Source organism: Aquirufa sp. (genome assembly GCF_964796385.1).
Genome location: NZ_CBAUBA010000024.1, coordinates 1 through 19162, shown reverse-complemented (window position 1 = coordinate 19162; position 19162 = coordinate 1). Strand labels below are relative to the sequence as shown.

The following is a 19162-nucleotide window of genomic DNA, read 5'->3' as shown; positions in this document are numbered from 1 at the left end:
CGATTAATTGACCAAACCAGCAAACTGATTTCTCCCAAGCTTTGTCAATCCTTTGAGGTTTGACAAAGCTAAGGAAAAAAAAAGCTCCCGGTGGGAGCTAAACTGATTTATTTATTCACTTGTTTGATATAAAGTTCAAGTGCGCCCGTCATCGAAGGCGCGCTGGGCATCGGGGCTTGAATATCAATGATTAAACCTGCATCTATGGCCGCCTGCGCCGTAGTTGGCCCAAATGCCGCGATCCGTGTATTATTTTGTTTGAAATCAGGGAAATTCAAGAACAAAGAAGTGATCCCAGAAGGACTGTAAAATGCAATTATATCATAAAAAACATTTTCCAAATCTGACAAATCGGCTGAAACAGTTTCATACATCACAGCTTCTGTCAATTGGAAATCGTTCGTTCCCATATAGTCTGGTAAATCCTTTTGGCGTTTATTTGAACATGGAAATAAGAATTTTTCTGTCTTATGTTTCTTGATTATCTCTAATAAATCCAACGCCGTACGTGTGCCCGTAAAAACTTTACGCTTACGAATCACAATATATTTTTGTAGGTAATTCGCCGTTTGTTCCGTGATACAAAAATATTTCATATCGGCAGGTACCTCAATTTTTGCCTCCTTACAGATACGGAAGAAATGATCAATGGCATTGCGGCTCGTAAAAATAATGGCCGAATGTGCCAAAATCTCTATTTTTTGCTTCCGAAATTCTTTGTAGGCAATACCTTGAACTTCAATGAAAGGACGAAAATCTACTTTCACATGGTATTTACGCTCAATCTCAAAGTAAGGAGATTTCGCATCCGTTGGAGCAGCTTGCGTAACCAGGATACTTTTTACTTTCTTTAGCCGACTGGCATCCTGCTGGATGCCATTTGTAATTTCACTCATAAGAACAATATTCAATTAATGCGTCTGAGACTACTATTTCTCAAAATGCCTGCAAATATACGTTTTTTTTATTCAAAAAATTATAGCGACTACATGTACTCCGGGAAAATTAATTCGCGTAAACCGAAGACCAATACTTGGCCCTCCATTAAAATCAAATAAGCCAAAAGTGAGAGTTGGTTCAACTGAAATGATTTCCGAAAAACTTGAAATAAATAGAACGATCTAAGTATAAAATACCCGGTTATCACGTACGAGATGTGCGTCAGATTGATTGAAACCAAGGGTCCTTGATACAATGAATATAAACCTACGCATAAAAATAAACCAGTAAAAAATTGAAAATTAGTCTGTAAGGATTTGAAATAGTGAGCCTTAGGCACTTGGGACAAGCGAAATAAATTTGCGAACAATTTAAAAACAAAATACCGCGAAATAAACAAAATAAAGGCAATCAAAGTTTTTATACCTAAAAATCCGAGAGATGCTCCAATGGTTTGGACGTTTTCCCACGATTCGAAAAGCGCATCATTAGATTGCTGCATGAGCCGGTTAAAAAATGACAAACACGCCGTAATTAGACTCAATGTAAAAATGACCCATAAATTAGGGAAGGCAAAGGGGCTTTTTAATACGGCATCTTCTTTTACCTCCCAATGAATCCAATCTGAAAAACGGTAATACGTGTGAAAATAGCGTGGAAAAACCGCAAACAAGATTCCAATAAATAGAAGTAAAACCAAAAAAGAAAAGCCGAAAAATTGATAAAAAATAAATGAATTTCGGCGTTTTATGGTTAGAAAATCGGCCATCGAGTCGGCGTTTTCTAAAACTTTCCGTTCGACGCTAAACTCGCTCGGCAGCCCCTTCAAATCAGAACTATAAATTGTCATAACAAGCTGACTCTCGTCCGTATACTTTTGCTGTAAACTATCGAGCGACAAACGAATTAACTGTCCCTTAGACAGAAATAACTGAAATTCCCCTTGAATAAATAATTGATAATCAGCCTCGGGATTAATCCGTAAATATCCATTCGGATAATCAGCCGGATTTACAGCCAGTGATTTTGATTTATACCCAAAATGTTTTGATGCAATATAGGGTAAAAACCCCTTGACGGTTGGCTGATACACCATCCATTCCTTCTCAAATGCATGTGATTGCTTCCATTGCGCATGTCCTACTTGCACAAATAGGCTAAGTAAACCCCATAAAAAAAATCTGCTTACCTGGCTAATTAAGTTCAGGTGAGCAGATTTTTGAACTAAAGGATGCATCCTTTTGATTTTATTATTTTCCAGCTAACGCCTTAATCATCGTTTCACCAATATCTGCAGGAGAATAAACAACATGAATTCCACATTCTTTCATGATCTTCATTTTTGCTTCTGCTGTATCATCCGCCCCACCAATAATCGCACCCGCATGACCCATTCGGCGTCCTTTTGGGGCTGTTTGGCCAGCGATAAAGCCTACGACCGGTTTACGATTCCCGTCTGCTTTAATCCAAAGTGCTGCTTCAGCTTCCATGCCTCCACCAATTTCTCCAATCATCACAATACCCTCTGTTTCTGGATCATTCATTAAAAGTTCAACCGCTTCTTTAGTGGTTGTACCAATAATAGGGTCACCACCGATTCCGATAGCAGTTGTTTGGCCTAATCCAGCTTTAGTTAATTGATCTACTGCCTCATACGTTAAAGTACCTGATTTGGAAACGATACCCACCCGACCTTTCTGGAAAATAAAACCAGGCATAATGCCTACTTTACATTCTTCAGCTGTCATTACTCCCGGGCAATTAGGTCCGATTAATCGGCAATCAAAATTTTGTATATATTCTTTCGCAATGATCATATCTTTCGTCGGAATTCCTTCCGTGATACAAATAATCACTTTAATGCCAGCTTCAGCAGCCTCCATAATTGCGTCTGCAGCAAAAGCAGGCGGAACAAAAATGATAGACGTATCCGCTGCCGTTTTAGCAACCGCTTCTGAAACCGTATTAAAAATAGGCTTATCTAAATGAGAACCACCACCTTTTCCTGGAGTAACCCCGCCTACAACCTGCGTACCGTAGGCAATCATTTGTTCGGCATGAAAGGTACCTTCAGTTCCGGTAAATCCTTGGACTATAATTTTCGAATTCTTGTTAACTAAAACACTCATTGGGTAGGGATTAAATATACGTAGGCAAGAAATTTTTCCAAAGGTACAAATTATTGATAAAATTCATCAAAAACCTTTTAAGCTTGGAAATAAAAAATCGAACAACATATTTTTGTGTAAATTCGAATTCGAATACCATTACATGATTAAGCACCTACACATTCAAAATTACGCCCTCATAGACTCAATTAATTTGAGCCTATCCGACGGCTTGAGTGTGATCACGGGAGAAACGGGTGCCGGCAAATCCATTTTGCTAGGTGCAATCTCCCTACTTATGGGTGCCCGATCCGACGGAAAATCTCTCTTTGACCCAGAAAAAAAGTGCATTATCGAGGGCACATTTTCAGTAGCGCCTTATCCGCACATCCAACAAATTTTCGAAGAAGAAGGTATTGATTTCGAAGAACCATGTATTATCCGACGTGAAATTAACCCACAAGGCAAATCACGTACATTCGTAAATGACAGTCCAGTCAACTTAGATTCGCTAAAAAAAATTGGCCAAGAATTGGTTGACATACATTCCCAACAAGACACCTGGTGGCTCGCTAATACAGATTTTACACTGGAGTTAGTTGACAGTTTTGCGCAAAACCAGACGCTTAAATTGGCCTACCAAACGAGTTATCGACTATACAATCAAGCGACAAAAGACCTGCAAGTATTACAAAAAAAAGCAGCCGAAGGAACACAAGGACTAGATTTTTTGCAATTTCAATTCCAGGAATTAAGTGATGCAAATCTCATTCCTAATGAATATGAAACGCTTCGTTCTCAGGTAGAAAAAGGACAAAACGCTGAGCAAATCAACGAAAGGTTGGCGCAGCTGGCTAATTTAATGAGCGCAGCCGATATATCAACTGTTGAGCAAATGCGTGCCGCGTTACAACAAGTTAATATACTAAGTAAATTTGGAGAGGATTATGCGAGCTGGCAAAAAAGGTTAGAGAGTATTTGGCTAGAGACAAAAGATTTGGCCAACGAAATTGAACGAGAAGCTCAAAATTTCCAGTCTGATCCGAACGAATTAATCCAATCTCAACAGCGACTTGATTTACTAAATCGTCTACTTCAAAAATACCAGTTACGAGAGATTGACCAATTGATTCAGCTTCGTGATGACATTGATAATCAGATTTCAAGTCATGCCAATCTAGACGAAGCACTGGCTTTGGCAGAAAAACAGGTAGCATCAACCTTTAAATTAGCCCAAACCCAAGCTGCTCAATTACAAGCTAACCGCAGGGAGGTCTACAAACCCATCACCCACAAATTACAAGAATCACTACAAGCACTCGGCATTCCAAACGCAACACTCGATTGGGAAATACGGGAACAAGAAATTCAAATGTCAGGGATTGATAAAATCCAATTATTGTTTTCGGCAAATAAAGGATTGGCGCCTAAGCCCTTTCGCCAAATTGCTTCGGGAGGAGAAATGAGCCGACTCATGCTTTCAATTAAGCACTTGTTAGCTGAAAAACGCGCATTGCCTACCCTCATTTTAGATGAAATAGATACCGGCGTTTCAGGTGAAATTGCAATTAAAATTGGCCAAATGTTAACACAAATGAGCCATTCACATCAAATCATTGCCATTACCCACCTGCCCCAAATTGCAGCAGCAGGTGCGCATCATTGGTTCGTTTACAAGGATCATGCAGGTGAAAAAACAGTTACTAGCCTCAGAGAACTGAAAGGGGAAGATCGCGTGGATGAGATTGCCAAAATGATTGGAGGGACGCAAGGATATGTTGAGCTTAAAGAGAATGTTCGAAAATTAATTCAATCAAATCATGCTTAAAAAAATCGTTACGATAGTCTTCCTTACGACAGCTTTTGCTTGTACGACTGCAGAAGAAAAATTGAGTTCCGCATTACAAGAAAAAGTATTGAAACTTCACGATACGTTAATGCCGCAAACCGAACAATTGATTTCATTCAAATCCTCCTTAGATAGCATTTCCAAAGGAAAAGATTCTGTAGACATTAAACAAATTATCCATGCACTAGATCAGGCAGATCAATCTATGATGGAATGGATGCATCAGTTTTCACTCGACAGCTTATCTAAATTGGCCGTTGGCGAAAAATTAACCTACCTTCAATCACAATATTCTGCATTGACCCGATTAAAAACATCAACAGACTCAAGTCTTCATGCCGCTAAAACGTATCTTTCTCGCTAGTCTTTTATTTGTCGCATTGAGTTGCACGCAAGACAAAAAACTGCCCTTTTTAGGAAGGCACCAAACACGTATTATTGGTGGAAAAACAGATACGATATACCACCAAATCCCTCCGTTTAGATTCCTTAATCAGGATTCAATCTGGGTAAGCGAAAAAGATATGGAGGGGAAAATCTACATTGCCGACTTCTTTTTTACGACGTGTCCAACGATTTGTCCAAAAATGAAAACGCAGTTGCTGCGTATTTATGAACGTTATGCAACGAATAATCAAATTCGAATCCTATCGCATAGCATTGACCCTGATTTTGACAAACCTTATATTTTAAGGCAATATGCGAGTCGCTTAGACGTAAAAGCTCCGCGCTGGAACATGCTGACAGGTGACAAAAAAGCCATTTATGCCTTGGGAGAAAAAAGCTATATGGTGACAACACAAGAAGATAAAAATGAGGTAGGTGGATTTGTGCACAGCGGTGCCTTTATCCTAGTGGATAAGCAGCGTCACATCCGTGGAATTTACGATGGAACAAAAGAAGAAGAAGTAAATCACCTAATTGAAGATTTAGAAATCTTACTAAAATGAAACACATATTGTTAGCCGCTTTGGCTTTTAGTTTTATCGCGTGCCAGTCTAAAGAGGAGATTCTCCATGAGCAATATGTGATTGAGGGGAGAGTTCAATATGAAAATAATTGCGCTAATTGCCACCAATCGAATGGGCTAGGTCTTCGAAATTTATATCCAGCTATCACAAAAAGTAAAATTCCTGCTAATGATCTGGCCAAGTTAATCAAACAAGGGCGTAAATCTGCGTCAGGTTACATGCCTGCAAATCCGAAATTACATGCGATTGACATTGCTGAAATAATCACGTTTATGCGCCATGAGTGGGGAAATAATGAGCAAATTTTTTCATTTGACTCAACTAGAATCGCATTGAAGGGGGTAGATTAATTAGTGGGTAATTCATCTACGGTCAAAATAGAATTAGTCACATGCCGCAACGAATACGTTGAAAAATCTTGCGCTGCGTCTAAGCCTACGCCGTGAATAATTTCCGTTCGCGTTTTGATTGAAACGGGTTTTTCTGTGAAAATCCGCTTTTCCCCTGGTAACCAGGTAAACTCATCGGTCTTAATCAGCTCCCCTTTTAATTGGTTATTGATAACCACATGACCCATTAAACGGTACGAATTAGTTTGTCGAAAAAAATGCGCAGAATCTCCTCGAATCATCGAGGTTACATTTCCCAATTTATCATAAAACCAAAGCTTCATCTCTTTGGGGTAAATTCGATCTTCCGTTGGCGTCGTAATTTGACTCTCCGTAACCATGCGAACAACTGCACGGGCAGAATCAGAATAAATCATATCGATACCTGAAAGTTCTGATTTTGGACCTTTAAATATTAAGTTAACAGATTTTTTTTGTTCGCTGCAAGCGAGAAGGCAAATGACCCAACCGAACAAATAAATAATCCGAAGCTGGCGCATGGATACGATATTAGTTTAGTTTGACTTTCTGGAACCAGGCATCTCCTAGGGTTAATCCAATCACAACGCGCTGGTATTGTTCTTCAAGGGCGTTGTCGGCCAACAACCCTCTTCGGCCGAACTGGTATGAAATGTTAATGTAATTCAAGAAATTACGTAATGGGAAAGCGAATCCTCCGCTAACAAATTCATCTTTCGCAAAACGCCCATTCCCCGCGAAATCATATGGGGTTGTTGCATAACTGTAACCTACACGGTAGGTAGTTCGTTTGAAAAAATTTGAAATAGATTCAAAATCGGGTGTATATTCCGCACCAAAGGCAATTGTTGAGGTAGTAGGCAATTTGGCTGACCGGCCTAAATTATTTTGAATAGCAGTCCAATTTGTGCGTGAATAATCAACGCCAACCATCCATACCGCCGGTTTCTCTAAACTAATACCAAAGCGCTGGGCAACAGGGATTTTTTGATTGAACTTCGTCTCTTTTTCAAGTGTATCCGAGTTAATCACATTTAATCCAGTCAAATCTAAGGTGGCAAAACGACGTAAATTCGTTGCACCTAGCTGATTAGATAAATCAAATGTCGCTCCTAGATTAAGGAAAATATCATTTTTAATCATGTGCCGATAGGCTATTCCCGCTTTAAATGAAAAGTCAGAATAACGTGTCGCATTTTCAAGTTGTATCTTGTAGTATTGCCCATCAGACAAATTTTGCGTTGATACTTGACGCGAAACTGTTCCAAATAAATACGCAGTTTCTAATCCAATGTAAAATTCTTTTCCAATACGAACGCCATGATTCATTGTTAATTTACTTACGCCCCCTGTTCCTTTGTAGCCATAAATCAAACTATCTACACCTAAAACATTTAATCTTCGGTATGATTTAGTCTCATAATTAACATTAGAATGCGGACGGATCCCGAATGACATGGTCCAACGATTTGACATGGGTAAGGTTAAACTAAATGATTGATAATTACCCCCCAAAACTTGTTGGCGCTGACGGTAATCTTGCATATTTTTTAATTCCGCATTAATTCCAGCTTCTAATACTGTGTAACGGTTTCGAGCTAGTAACGCTGGATTCATTTGATTCGAGTAGATTCCATTCGAATTGGAAATTCCAATTCCTCCCATCATGGAATTTGAAGGTGTTTCGGCCGGATAGATTTCCCCCATACCTATGTAAGAGAGCGGAGAATTTACAATAGTCTGCGCGAAGGACGTTTGAAAAATGCCAAATGAAAAACAAAATGAGGCACAAAAAAATACTCGGAGAGCCTTTTTAGAAAGTTGGGTATAAATCAATTGCTTGTAAATCATGCGGTTAAAATCGGCTCTATTATATAATTCAAGTCTGCAAAGGTCGTAATTTTTTTCATAATCGAATAAGATATTAGCTATATTTGAAATCATAATTTGTTTTCATGATGTATGGAAAGATTACATAAATGGGTATGGCTTGAAAATACTGCTTTTGATTTACTCGCGTTTTTGGGAGTTTTACTTGTAGGGATTTTAATTCGCCGTTTTATTTCCAATTCGTTTTCTAAACTTGTATACCGATTCATTCCTGTAGAATCGGTCTCTATTCAAGATTGTATTCAGTTATTACGGAAGCCCTTTGAGTTATTGCTCTTTTGGGTATTCCTCTATCTGGCATCTCAAAACTTACATATACCACAAACCTGGAATATCGCGTCAATAGATAAATTTGGCCTATTATATTTAGTCAAAAAGACCTTTGAAACAACGCTTATTCTTTCTTTCACATGGGTAATCATTCGCTTAATGAAAGTGGGTATTTTGGTCGCTCAAGAAAAATGGAAGGGGGTAGGCGAGAAAGCAAAACAGCAATTCATTCCGTTTATAAACGACCTATCCATGGTCTTTATTATCACCGGTGCTAGTTTTGTTTTACTCGGTCGTATTTTCGAAGTAGATGTAGTTGCCTTAATTACAGGGGTAGGTTTAGGTGGTTTAGCGCTTGCTTTGGCCGCAAGAGAAACGCTCGAGAATCTATTTGCGTCGTTTACGATTTTTTTAGACCTACCCTTCGTAGTTGGTGACACGATCCAAGTTGGCACAATCTCTGGCGACATCGAAAAAATTGGCTTTCGTAGTACGCGCCTTCGAGGCGTGGATGGAAATTTAATTGTGATTCCAAACCGATTGCTTACATCACAGTCCCTTGAAAATTTGACAGATCGCGAATTCCGTCGGGCTAAATTTACCTTAACCTGTGACCTTCAAACGCAAACGAATCAAATTGAACCTGCCATAGCAGCTATTGAGAAAACGATTCTCGAGGATGCTTTATGTAAAAAGAAAGCACCTAAAGTTGTGTTTGAGGGATTCGGCTTGTACGCGCTGGAAATCAGCGTAACCTTCTTCGTACAAACGAAAGACTTTGCTAAATTCCAACTAGTGAAACAAGAAATCAATTTGCAAATTCTACAAATTCTAGAGGCTAATCAAATCAAATTGGCGAGTAGCGTGAAATAAAAAAGGGACACTTGCGCGTCCCTCGGATGGTTGATTAACCAACTAACTCTTTCAGATCTTCATCATGAATCATTTTTCGGGCATCGGCCATCAAAATAAAGCGCGTATAAATTTTATCTAATTCAGGTTTTTCAAAATCAAATCCCAAGATGTTTAGTCGGTGGCGCAAGGCTGCCCGACCAGAACGTGAGGTCAATAAGATCGCGGAAGAAGGCACGCCCACATCCTCCGGATTCATGATTTCATAATTTTGCGCATGCTTTAAAAATCCATCCTGATGGATACCCGATGAATGAGCAAAAGCATTAGCGCCCACAACGGCTTTGTTAGCCTGCACAGGCATACCCATCAAATTCGAAACCAAGCAACTTGTTGGGTATAAATATTTCGGATTAATTCCTGTCGTATAGCCCAAATCTTTGTGAACATTTAGGATCATGGCAACCTCCTCTAATGAGGTATTTCCGGCTCGCTCTCCAATTCCATTGATCGTTACTTCCACTTGACGCGCACCTGCCTGAATACCTGCCATGGTATTTGCCGTCGCTAATCCTAAATCATTGTGATTATGCATGGAAATTGTTGCCTGATGAATATTATCAACATGTTCAAACAAATAAGTGATGCGATCAAACATTTGATTTGGCAAAAGATATCCAGTTGTATCAGGCAAGTTGACAACCGTCGCACCCGCTTTGATAACTTCGGAAGTTAATTTAGCAAGGAATGGTAAATCGGCCCGACCAGCATCTTCGGCGAAGAATTCGACATCTTCAACGAAGGATTTGGCATACTTTACAGCCCACACCCCACGCTCGATAATTTCTTCGCGAGTTGAATTAAACTTATGTTTAATATGAACATCTGATGAACCGATTCCCGTATGAATACGCGGACGACGAGCCGATTGTAAGGCTGCTACAGCAGCATCTATATCTTCTTTTTTGGCGCGCGTTAACGCACAAACGGTCGACTCTGTAACCGATTCAGCAATGGCTTTTACCGAAGCAAAATCACCAGGAGATGAAATGGGAAAACCAGCCTCTATGACATCAACGCCTAATTTTTCAAGCTCTCTAGCTACCTCAACTTTTTCCTCTCGGTTTAACTGACAACCTGGAACTTGTTCTCCATCTCGAAGCGTAGTATCAAAAATTTGAATGCGATTACTCATGCGGCTTGTTTGCTAATTAGAGCGTAAAACTAAATTATTTTAGATTAGGAAGCAATTACGCGCATGAACACTAATTAGACTAATTAACTAGTTTTACTGAAAAAAAAGCACAATTACAGATTTTTTAACCATAATTAGACCCAAAAAAGATAAATAATCTTAAATACGATTTTATATTGGAGTGAAAAATTTGAAAAAAATTATTCTTTTTGAGCAATTTTTGCGAATTCGCGAATTTCAGGGAAACGCTTCGGATCAAAATTTCCTCCAGAAACTACACAAACAACAGTCTTGCCTTTAATTTCGGCTGCGATGGTGGATAAAGCAGCCACCGACAACGCTCCAGCGGGTTCAACGATCATGCCATAAAATTGATACAAATCTAGCATAGTTTGACATAAATGGCTTTTTTCAATAGCTAATACACGATCGATTCGATTTTGAATTATTTCAAACGTTTTGTCACCCATGCGTTTAACCGCAGCGCCATCCACAAATGAATCTATTTCCTGTAAAACCACAGGAGCACCATGTGCCATGGCTACGGTCAACGATGCTGCTTTTTCTGGCTCAACAGCAATTAGACGCGTATTAGGAGATAAATAGTCGAGAATCAGGGCTGAGCCAGCGACCAAACCGCCACCGCCAACAGCTAAAATAAGGTAATCAAGTGATTCAGGAACTTGATCTAAGATTTCAAGACAAACGGTGGCTTGGCCTGCAATGATATCAAAGTCGTCAAATGGAGGAATGTAGATTGCGTTATTCTTCGCACAAAAAGCGAGTGATGCTGCATACGCCTCATCGAAGGTTTCGCCAACTAATTTAATTTTAACGCGTTCTTGCCCATGAAATCGAACAGCCTCCACTTTTTGCAAAGGCGTATTTTTGGGCATAAATATATAGGCTTGAATCCCCAAAAGTGCGCAGGCAAGCGCTACGCCTTGCGCGTGGTTTCCTGCAGAAGCAGCTACGATTCCTTGAGCGCGTAGTTCGACAGGAATACTTGAAATTTTATGGAAGGCACCGCGAATTTTGTAGGATCGAACACCCTGCAAATCTTCTCGCTTCAAATAAATGTTTGCTCCGTACCGTTCAGACAGACAGGCTGCATATTCCAATGGAGATTCGCGAACGACCTTTTGGATTTGTTTAGCAGCTTGCTTGATTTCTTCGAGGCTTGGAACGTGATTAAGTTTGTTGAATTCCATGCCTTGCAAATGTACAAAAAACCAAAAGCCCGCCAATAAAAAAAGTCGCTTGGATCATTCCAAGCGACTCCAATTAAAGCAAGTTAAAGTTAGTTGTTTTCCGGACGTAAGCTACGTACCGCAGCACCTGCTCTCCACATTTCCATATCTGCCATTTCTTTCAATTCAGCATCTAATTTCACGCGGTAATCCGGTTGAGAATTCAATGTAATTGAGCGCTCTGCTTCTGCTTGCGTTTTTACAGAGTTGTATAATTTCTCGAATACAGGCTTAGTCGCGTCGCGGAAAGGTTTCCACCAATCCAAAGCACCACGTTGCGCCGTCGTAGAGCAGTTGGCATACATCCAATCCATTCCATTTTCAGCTACTAATGGCATTAACGATTGCGTCAATTCCTCCACTGTTTCGTTAAATGCTTCTGATGGAGAGTGACCGTTCGCGCGTAACACTTCGTATTGTGCAGCGAAAATACCTTGGATAGCACCCATTAGAGTTCCACGCTCACCAGTTAAGTCAGACGTAACTTCTTTGTAGAAATCAGTTTCAAATAAATATCCTGAACCTACACCAATCGCCATAGCGATACACTTTTCACGTGCTTTTCCTGTTGCATCTTGGTATACAGCGAATGAAGAGTTCAAGCCTTTACCAGCTACGAACAAACGACGCAAAGATGTACCTGATCCTTTTGGAGCAGCTAAAAATACATCTACATCCGCCGGAGGAACGATTCCAGTTTTTTCTTTATACGTAATTCCAAATCCATGTGAGAAGTAAAGCGACTTCCCAGCCGTCAAATATTTCTTAACCGTTGGCCATAATTCGATTTGAGCAGCATCCGAAAGTAAGTAACAAATAATCGTTCCTTTTTCCAATGCTTCTTCGATTTCGAATAAAGTTACACCTGGAACCCAACCGTCAGCAACAGCTTTGTCATAAGTTTTACCTTTCCGTTGGCCTACAATCACATTCAGACCATTGTCTTTCATGTTAAGCGCCTGACCTGGACCTTGAACGCCGTAACCAATTACTGCGATTGTTTGATCAGCTAATACTTGTCTAGCTTTCTCTAAAGGAAACTCTTCTCGTGTTACGATGTCTTCAACAACTCCACCGAAATTAATCTTTGCCATTTTTTTGTCTTTTAATTTATAAACTTTTTCGATTATACGATTTCCCAATTACCCTCGGGAAGAAATTCCACCAAACCTTTTTCCGTCTTACCTACAGCAATACGACCCGATTTGATATACTCTAATATTTCCCACTTTTTCAAGTAGTTATAAAATTCACCTAATTCATCACCCGTTCCATTTTTCTCTACCACCACATATTCCAATCCCCAATGGACCACTTTAGCATTCCAATCTAAATTAATCGTTTTCACGTCAATCGGCTCGCCACCAAGTGGCGTTGCCAACTTAAAAAGCGCAACTTCATTATATATAATTTCATCATCTAAATAACCATAGACAGCTAGGACATCCGTTACTTTTCGGATTTGGCGCACCAACTTCTCTACGACATCCCGATTTTCATTTCGGATAACAATCGTAAAACGTGAAACCCCGAGACGCTCTGTTTCCGAAACCGTTAAACTCTCAATGTTCAGTCGGCGACGCGTGAAAATGATCGTAATTCGATTTAATAAACCTACCGTGTTCGTGGTAAATACAGAAAGTGTATAATTTGTCAACATATTACTCTAGCCTCACATTGGTTACGGTACTGCCCGAAGGCACCATTGGGAAAACATTTCCCTCTTTTTCACATACAATTTCTAAAATATAAGGCGTCTCGGAATTCAATAGGGTGTCTAGCGACTCATTTAACAAACCGCGATCAGATACTTTATGACCTTCAATACCGAAACCTTTGGCTATCATAATAAAATCTGGATTTTCTAATTCAACGAAAGAGTAACGACGTGCATGAAACAACTCTTGCCACTGACGCACCATTCCTAAGAAATTATTATTCAGAATAATGATTTTAACGGGCAATTTACTTTGTGCGATTGTACCCAACTCTTGTAAAGTCATCTGGAAACCACCGTCTCCAATCACAGCCACAACTTCGCGTTCTGGAACAGCTACTTTTGCCCCAAATGCCGCCGGTAGGGCAAAACCCATCGTTCCTGCTCCACCTGATGTCACACTTGAATTCCTTTTCTTAAACCGATAATACCGGTTAGTCACCATTTGATGTTGACCTACATCTGTTACAATCACAGCCTCCCCTTTTGTCTTATCAGACAACATGGCAATGGCTTCACCCATTTTAATTTGATCCCCATCATGAAATACATCTTTCAAGGTAATTTTTTCATATTCTTCTTTATCAAATGCGTCAAATTCCGCACGCCATTCTTTATGTTCCGCAGGCTTAATCAGCGGCAAAAGCGCACGCAAAGCGGATTTGGCATCACCTACTACCGGTGCATCTGCTTTTACGTTTTTATCAATTTCCGCTGGATCAATTTCAATGTGAACTACTTTCGCCTGTTTTGCATAGGTCGACAAATCTCCCGTTATCCGGTCATCAAAACGCATACCAATAGCGATTAGCACATCGCATGAATTTGTTAATACATTAGCGCCGTAATTTCCATGCATACCGGGCCAGCCAACGAACATGGGGTGATCCGCATCCATGGAGGACATGCCTAATAAAGTTGTCGCCACGGGAATTCCTGCTTTGTCAACTAATTCATTTAATTCTTTTTCTGCACCTGAGATAATGATTCCGTGACCCGCTAATATGTAGGGTTTTTTTGCCCCATTGATCAACTTAGCAGCTGCCTCTAAATGCTCCTTCTTCGGCTCGATACGTGGTTTATACGAGATAATGGATGTGCAAGGTGTGAATTTAAAGGGCTCCGTCATCATTTCAGACTGAGCGGTGCGTGTAATATCAATCAATACTGGACCGGGGCGACCCGATTCTGCAATGTAAAATGCTTTGGCGATGATTTCTGGAATCTCGTTGGGATCCAACACTTGATAATTCCATTTCGTCACTGGCATGGAAATCCCCATTAAATCACATTCTTGAAACGCATCTGTACCGAGTAAATTTCCTTTAACTTGGCCCACAAGACATACTAAAGGCGTTGAATCCAACATCGCATCAGCAATTGGAGTAATCAAATTGGTCGCTCCAGGACCTGAAGTTACCATGCAAACGCCTGCTTTATTCAACATACGAGCATAGCCTTGCGCGGCATGACCAGCACCCTGCTCATGACGCACTAATATGTGCTTCAACCGATCTTGATAATCAAATAGCGCATCGTAGGTTGGCATAATCGCACCCCCCGGATACCCAAAAATAGTCGTAACCCCTTGCGCAACCAAAGATTCCATAATCGCCTGAGCGCCCGTCAAGAATTTTTTCTGGTCGGCCTGGTTCGAATCAGCAGTCTGCGTTTGGGTTTGTCCCATGGTATTCATTCTATTTGGTTTTTAAAATCAAGGAAAGGCTAAATTAAGCCATCGCATGATAGAAAAAAAGGGTAATTATCATTTTTTATAAATCTGTCACACAGCCTAAACTCGCTGAGGCAACATTTTTGATATACTTCCGTAAAACGCCTGATGTATGCGGTGAAACCAATGGTTTCCACGCCTTCCGACGTTCTGCCAACTCCTCATCTGACACATGCAAAATGATTTTATTGTCAACTGCATCGATCGTAATCTTATCTCCATCTTTCACCAAGGCGATATTTCCCCCATCTTGTGCTTCTGGCGTTACGTGACCCACCACAAATCCGTGTGTGCCTCCAGAGAAACGTCCGTCGGTAATCATCGCTACCGAATTCCCTAAACCAGCTCCCATCAAAGCAGAGGTTGGCTTTAACATTTCGGGCATCCCTGGTCCACCTTTCGGTCCCTCATTACGAATAACGACTACATGCCCTGCTTTAATCTCTCCTTTGGATAAAAATTCCATCACATCTTCTTCACGATCGCACACTTTCGCTAGCCCCTCAAATCGCTCGCCTTCTTTTCCAGTAATCTTCGCAATGGCGCCTTCTGTGGCTAAATTGCCATACAAGACTTGAATATGTCCAGATGATTTCAATGCCTTCGATTTTGGAAAAATGATTTTTTGTAAATCAAAATCCAAATCTGGCGCATCCGCCAAATTTTCAGCCATTGTTTTACCTGTCACAGTCAAACATTCACCATGCAAATAACCCTCCTTCCACAAATATTTTAAGATCGCGGGCATTCCCCCAATCTCCAAAACATCCTCCATGTAATATTTACCGGAAGGCTTCAAATCAGCCATCAATGGTGTACGATCTGAAATATCTTGAATGTCTTTTAAGTCAAATTTCACCCCCGCAGAATGTGCAATAGCCAAATAATGCAACACGGCATTGGTACTTCCACCTAATGCCATTACGACCGTCATCGCATTCTCAAATGCATGTCGGGTCATGATGTCGCGCGGACAAATATTTTTCTCCAATAATACTTTCATCGCTGCACCGATTGCCAAACACTCTGCTTTCTTTCCTTCGTGCGTAGCTGGGTATGTCGAGGAATTTGGCAAAACTAAGCCCATTGCCTCCATGGAAGATGCCATCGTATTCGCTGTGTACATGCCTCCACAAGCCCCCGCACCCGGAATTGAATTCCGAATAACCCCTTCATAATCTTCATCTGAAATGGTGCCCGCATATTTCTTACCCAGCGCTTCGAAAGCTGATACAATATCTAATTTTTCTCCTTTGTAGATTCCGGACCGAATGGTACCACCATAAACCAACATTCCAGGACGGTTCAAACGTGCTAACGCCATCATCGCTCCTGGCATATTTTTATCACAACCCACGACCGCTATAACACCATCGTACCATTGTGCCCCCACAACATTTTCAATTGAATCGGCAATAATATCACGAGATGGTAAAGAATAACTCATTCCGTCGTTTCCATTGGTCATACCATCTGACACACCTATCGTATGAAAGATTAAACCCACCATGCCATTTTCTTGAATTCCCTTTTTCACATGAACCGATAAGCCATTTAAGTGCATATTGCATGGATTACCTTCGTAACCGGTACTTGCAATACCTATCTGGGCCTTATCCATATCCTCGGCAGTTAATCCAATGCCATAAAGCATTGCTTTCGCCGCAGGATTTGTCACTTCTTGAGTTAAGGTTCTTGAGAATTTGTTTAATGACATAGGATTAAATTTTTTCAAACGACAAATATACGCAATCCGATTTGTTCAAGCCAAAGGATTGCCAAACAATATATGGCTAATCAAGGAAATTCAAAATAATTTATTTGTTTTCCCCTACTTGTTGGCGCCACATGGCGTAATACAAACCTTTGTCGGCCAACAAACTAGCGTGATTCCCCGATTCGACCACTTCCCCTTTCTCCAAAACATAGATGCGCGTGGCATGCATAATCGTGGACAAACGGTGGGCGATCAAGATAGTCAAATGCTCCGCATTTTGCGAAACTGCACGAATCGTTTCAGAAATTTCTTCTTCCGTTAAGGAGTCTAACGCTGAAGTTGCTTCATCAAAAACCAATAAATTCGGATCACGCAATAATGCTCGGGCAATACTTAAACGTTGCTTCTCCCCTCCTGATACTTTTACACCACCTTCCCCAATGAGTGAATCAAGGCCTTTGTCGGCGCGCGCCAACAAACTCTGACATGCCGCTTTTTCTAACACCTCCATACATTGGGCATCGGTCGCATACGGATTTACGAACAATAAATTCTCTCGAATCGAGCCGGAAAACAATTGAGTATCCTGAGTCACAAAACCAATTTTTTTACGCAGTTGGTCAAAATCAATGGCATTCTCTGGCTCACCATTGTAATATATATTTCCTTTTTTCGGACGATATAAACCCACAAGTAATTTCACTAGCGTGGATTTCCCGGCACCGGATGGTCCAACAAACGCGATGGTTTCGCCACCTTTGACTTGAAATGAAATATCGGACAGCGCTTCTTGGGTCGCGGATTGATGTTGGAATGACACATGATCAAATGTCAAATCTTCAATATGCGTAATTGCCTTCGGATTTTCCGGCTTTTGCTCGCCTGGAATAGCTAAAATCTGTTCAAAATTTTGCAATGATACCTCGGCTTCGCGGAAGGTGTTGACCACATTTCCGATCTCTTGCAAGGGATTAAATAAGAAGAATGAGTAGATGTTGAGTGAGTAGAATTGACCAATGGTAATTTTGCCTTGATAGATTAAATAAATTAATACCACGACCATGAGCATACGCAAAAGGTTCACGCATGTCCCTTGCACGAAGGCCATGGAGCGCACATAGCGAACCTTTTTCAATTCGAGTTTTAGGATTTTCTCCGTTGTTGCATTTAAGTGTGCAATTTCCTGTTCGGCTAAACCCAGTGATTTCACCAACTCGATATTGCGTAGGGATTCGGTCGTAGATCCTGCTAAACCGGTCGATTCTTTGACAATTTCGATTTGAATGACTTTGATTTTTTTACTTAAAACGGAGGATACCCATGCGATAAGTGGACCCGTCACAAGAAATAAAGGCATAATCATCCAATGCACAGAAAATGCATAGATCGAGATGAAGACAAGCGCAATCACCGACTGGAATAGGATGTTGATGCCTAGCGTAATCAACTTCTCCACATCGGTTCTGACCTTTTGCAATTTTCCTAGCGTTTCGCCGGATCGTTGGTCTTCAAAGGTTTCATAAGGCAATTCCAGGGAGTGTCGGATGCCATCGGAATATAAATTGGCCCCCACCTTTTGGGTGACTGTATTAATCATATAGTCTTGAAAATTTTTCGCCACCCGACTAACAAAAGCCACACCTACAGACGCTAAGGCTAAAGGCCAAATGGCATCTACGAATTGTGCCATGGTGTGTGTATCGGCATGATAAACCGCGGCTACGTCATCGATAATTTTTCGAAAAATGTAGGGATCCATTAACGAAAAAATCTGGTTGGTGGCAGCGAGACCTAGCGCTGCAAAAACACGCCAGCGGTAATGAGTAAGGTAATTAAGCAATAATTTCATGTTGGTGACGGATCATTTTTTCCATGACGCGAAAACTCGCGCCAAATTTGTAGAGACGCGATACCTCGCGTTTATTATACCGTAGAGACGCGATACTTCGCGAATATTACACTGTAGAGACGCGATACCTCGCGTCTATTATACTGTGCAGACGTGATACTTCGCGTCTATTTCTCTTCAAAGACGCGAAGTATCGCGTCTTTGAAATTTACCCAAACCGCACCAGCGCCATTTCGGCTACCGACTTACCAATAGATAAAGCAGATGTCGCCGCTGGGCTTGGAGCATTTAAAATATTGATAACCTTCTCATCTTGAACGATCGAGAAATCATCCAACAAACCTCCCGTACGATCACATGCTTGCGCGCGAACGCCGGCACCTCCTTCAACTAAATCATTGATTTGAATTTCGGGAATAAGTACTTGTAAAGCTTTTGTAAAAGCTTCTTTGGAA

The 19162-nt window shown here is 40.8% G+C and carries 17 protein-coding genes and 1 pseudogene; 5 read left to right on the top strand and 13 right to left on the bottom strand.

The features are described from left to right. Positions 1–107 precede the first annotated feature (107 nt). From AC1W6K_RS08325 to sucD, 3 genes are all read right to left on the bottom strand, one after another. Positions 108–896 carry a uroporphyrinogen-III synthase gene (locus tag AC1W6K_RS08325; protein WP_481720089.1) on the bottom strand — a complete coding sequence of 263 codons (789 nt, stop codon included), beginning with the start codon at positions 894–896 and terminating at the stop codon, positions 108–110. An 89-nt stretch (positions 897–985) separates the two neighbouring features. Further along, entirely contained in the window at positions 986–2176 is a 1191-nt protein-coding gene (locus AC1W6K_RS08320) for a hypothetical protein (protein WP_481947136.1), read from the bottom strand. 13 nt (positions 2177–2189) lie between these two features. Further along, entirely contained in the window at positions 2190–3068 is an 879-nt protein-coding gene (gene sucD / locus AC1W6K_RS08315) for a succinate--CoA ligase subunit alpha (protein WP_395785308.1), read from the bottom strand. Positions 3069–3210: 142 nt separating this feature from the next. Between sucD and recN the strand changes: the two genes are divergently transcribed. From recN to AC1W6K_RS08295, 4 genes are read left to right on the top strand one after another with little or no spacing between them, the layout of a single operon-like run. After that, entirely contained in the window at positions 3211–4875 is a 1665-nt protein-coding gene (gene recN / locus AC1W6K_RS08310; protein ID WP_481947135.1) for a DNA repair protein RecN, read from the top strand. Next, entirely contained in the window at positions 4868–5260 is a 393-nt protein-coding gene (locus tag AC1W6K_RS08305) for a hypothetical protein (protein ID WP_481947134.1), read from the top strand. Before recN ends, AC1W6K_RS08305 begins: the two co-directional genes overlap by 8 nt. Beyond that, entirely contained in the window at positions 5232–5846 is a 615-nt protein-coding gene (locus tag AC1W6K_RS08300) for an SCO family protein (RefSeq protein WP_481947133.1), read from the top strand. Before AC1W6K_RS08305 ends, AC1W6K_RS08300 begins: the two co-directional genes overlap by 29 nt. After that, on the top strand, positions 5843–6217 hold the full coding sequence (locus AC1W6K_RS08295; RefSeq protein ID WP_481719791.1) for a c-type cytochrome: 375 nt from the start codon (positions 5843–5845) through the stop codon (positions 6215–6217). The genes AC1W6K_RS08300 and AC1W6K_RS08295 overlap by 4 nt, the downstream gene beginning before the upstream one ends. On the opposite strand, the gene lptC is transcribed toward AC1W6K_RS08295, so the two are convergent. Next, positions 6214–6756 (bottom strand): LPS export ABC transporter periplasmic protein LptC, encoded by a 543-nt coding sequence (lptC, locus tag AC1W6K_RS08290; RefSeq protein ID WP_481947132.1) that lies wholly within the window; start codon positions 6754–6756, stop codon positions 6214–6216. The genes AC1W6K_RS08295 and lptC overlap by 4 nt on opposite strands. 10 nt (positions 6757–6766) lie before the next feature. Next, positions 6767–8086, bottom strand: a complete 1320-nt coding sequence (bamG, locus tag AC1W6K_RS08285) for a BamG family beta-barrel-assembly machinery protein (RefSeq protein ID WP_481947131.1) — start codon at positions 8084–8086, stop codon at positions 6767–6769. Positions 8087–8197: 111 nt separating this feature from the next. On the opposite strand from bamG, the gene AC1W6K_RS08280 reads away from it, so the two are divergent. Further along, a complete protein-coding gene (locus AC1W6K_RS08280; protein WP_481719785.1) occupies positions 8198–9268 on the top strand; it encodes a mechanosensitive ion channel family protein in 1071 nt (356 codons plus the stop codon). Between the two features lie 34 nt (positions 9269–9302). On the opposite strand, the gene AC1W6K_RS08275 is transcribed toward AC1W6K_RS08280, so the two are convergent. The 8 genes and pseudogenes from AC1W6K_RS08275 to AC1W6K_RS08240 all read right to left on the bottom strand — a co-directional run. Then, positions 9303–10442 (bottom strand): 2-isopropylmalate synthase, encoded by a 1140-nt coding sequence (locus tag AC1W6K_RS08275; RefSeq protein ID WP_481719783.1) that lies wholly within the window; start codon positions 10440–10442, stop codon positions 9303–9305. A 200-nt stretch (positions 10443–10642) separates the two neighbouring features. After that, positions 10643–11653: a threonine ammonia-lyase IlvA gene (gene ilvA, locus AC1W6K_RS08270; RefSeq protein ID WP_481947130.1), complete on the bottom strand. Its 1011-nt coding sequence runs from the start codon at positions 11651–11653 to the stop codon at positions 10643–10645. An 89-nt stretch (positions 11654–11742) separates the two neighbouring features. Beyond that, on the bottom strand, positions 11743–12786 hold the full coding sequence (gene ilvC / locus AC1W6K_RS08265; protein WP_395785318.1) for a ketol-acid reductoisomerase: 1044 nt from the start codon (positions 12784–12786) through the stop codon (positions 11743–11745). A 32-nt stretch (positions 12787–12818) separates the two neighbouring features. Then, the gene (ilvN, locus tag AC1W6K_RS08260; protein WP_395785331.1) at positions 12819–13349 is read right to left on the bottom strand and encodes an acetolactate synthase small subunit; all 531 of its coding nucleotides are present in this window, start codon (positions 13347–13349) and stop codon (positions 12819–12821) included. 4 nt (positions 13350–13353) lie between these two features. Beyond that, the gene (gene ilvB / locus AC1W6K_RS08255) at positions 13354–15096 is read right to left on the bottom strand and encodes a biosynthetic-type acetolactate synthase large subunit (RefSeq protein WP_481719778.1); all 1743 of its coding nucleotides are present in this window, start codon (positions 15094–15096) and stop codon (positions 13354–13356) included. A gap of 85 nt (positions 15097–15181) precedes the next feature. Next, positions 15182–16858, bottom strand: a complete 1677-nt coding sequence (gene ilvD, locus AC1W6K_RS08250; protein WP_481947129.1) for a dihydroxy-acid dehydratase — start codon at positions 16856–16858, stop codon at positions 15182–15184. A gap of 100 nt (positions 16859–16958) precedes the next feature. Beyond that, positions 16959–18707, bottom strand: a complete 1749-nt coding sequence (locus AC1W6K_RS08245; protein WP_481947128.1) for an ABC transporter ATP-binding protein — start codon at positions 18705–18707, stop codon at positions 16959–16961. Between the two features lie 208 nt (positions 18708–18915). Then, positions 18916–19162: pseudogene (locus tag AC1W6K_RS08240) on the bottom strand (L-2-hydroxyglutarate oxidase); the annotation flags it as partial.

Coding starts and splice junctions, on each gene's coding strand:
- ilvB (WP_481719778.1), bottom strand. CDS start 15,096: ATGGGACAAACCCAAACGCAGACTGCTGATTCGAACCAGGCCGACCAG.
- ilvD (WP_481947129.1), bottom strand. CDS start 16,858: ATGTCATTAAACAAATTCTCAAGAACCTTAACTCAAGAAGTGACAAAT.
- recN (WP_481947135.1), top strand. CDS start 3,211: ATGATTAAGCACCTACACATTCAAAATTACGCCCTCATAGACTCAATT.
- AC1W6K_RS08305 (WP_481947134.1), top strand. CDS start 4,868: ATGCTTAAAAAAATCGTTACGATAGTCTTCCTTACGACAGCTTTTGCT.
- AC1W6K_RS08245 (WP_481947128.1), bottom strand. CDS start 18,707: ATGAAATTATTGCTTAATTACCTTACTCATTACCGCTGGCGTGTTTTT.
- AC1W6K_RS08320 (WP_481947136.1), bottom strand. CDS start 2,176: ATGCATCCTTTAGTTCAAAAATCTGCTCACCTGAACTTAATTAGCCAG.
- bamG (WP_481947131.1), bottom strand. CDS start 8,086: ATGATTTACAAGCAATTGATTTATACCCAACTTTCTAAAAAGGCTCTC.
- ilvC (WP_395785318.1), bottom strand. CDS start 12,786: ATGGCAAAGATTAATTTCGGTGGAGTTGTTGAAGACATCGTAACACGA.
- AC1W6K_RS08300 (WP_481947133.1), top strand. CDS start 5,232: ATGCCGCTAAAACGTATCTTTCTCGCTAGTCTTTTATTTGTCGCATTG.
- AC1W6K_RS08325 (WP_481720089.1), bottom strand. CDS start 896: ATGAGTGAAATTACAAATGGCATCCAGCAGGATGCCAGTCGGCTAAAG.
- AC1W6K_RS08275 (WP_481719783.1), bottom strand. CDS start 10,442: ATGAGTAATCGCATTCAAATTTTTGATACTACGCTTCGAGATGGAGAA.
- AC1W6K_RS08295 (WP_481719791.1), top strand. CDS start 5,843: ATGAAACACATATTGTTAGCCGCTTTGGCTTTTAGTTTTATCGCGTGC.
- lptC (WP_481947132.1), bottom strand. CDS start 6,756: ATGCGCCAGCTTCGGATTATTTATTTGTTCGGTTGGGTCATTTGCCTT.
- AC1W6K_RS08280 (WP_481719785.1), top strand. CDS start 8,198: ATGGAAAGATTACATAAATGGGTATGGCTTGAAAATACTGCTTTTGAT.
- ilvA (WP_481947130.1), bottom strand. CDS start 11,653: ATGGAATTCAACAAACTTAATCACGTTCCAAGCCTCGAAGAAATCAAG.
- sucD (WP_395785308.1), bottom strand. CDS start 3,068: ATGAGTGTTTTAGTTAACAAGAATTCGAAAATTATAGTCCAAGGATTT.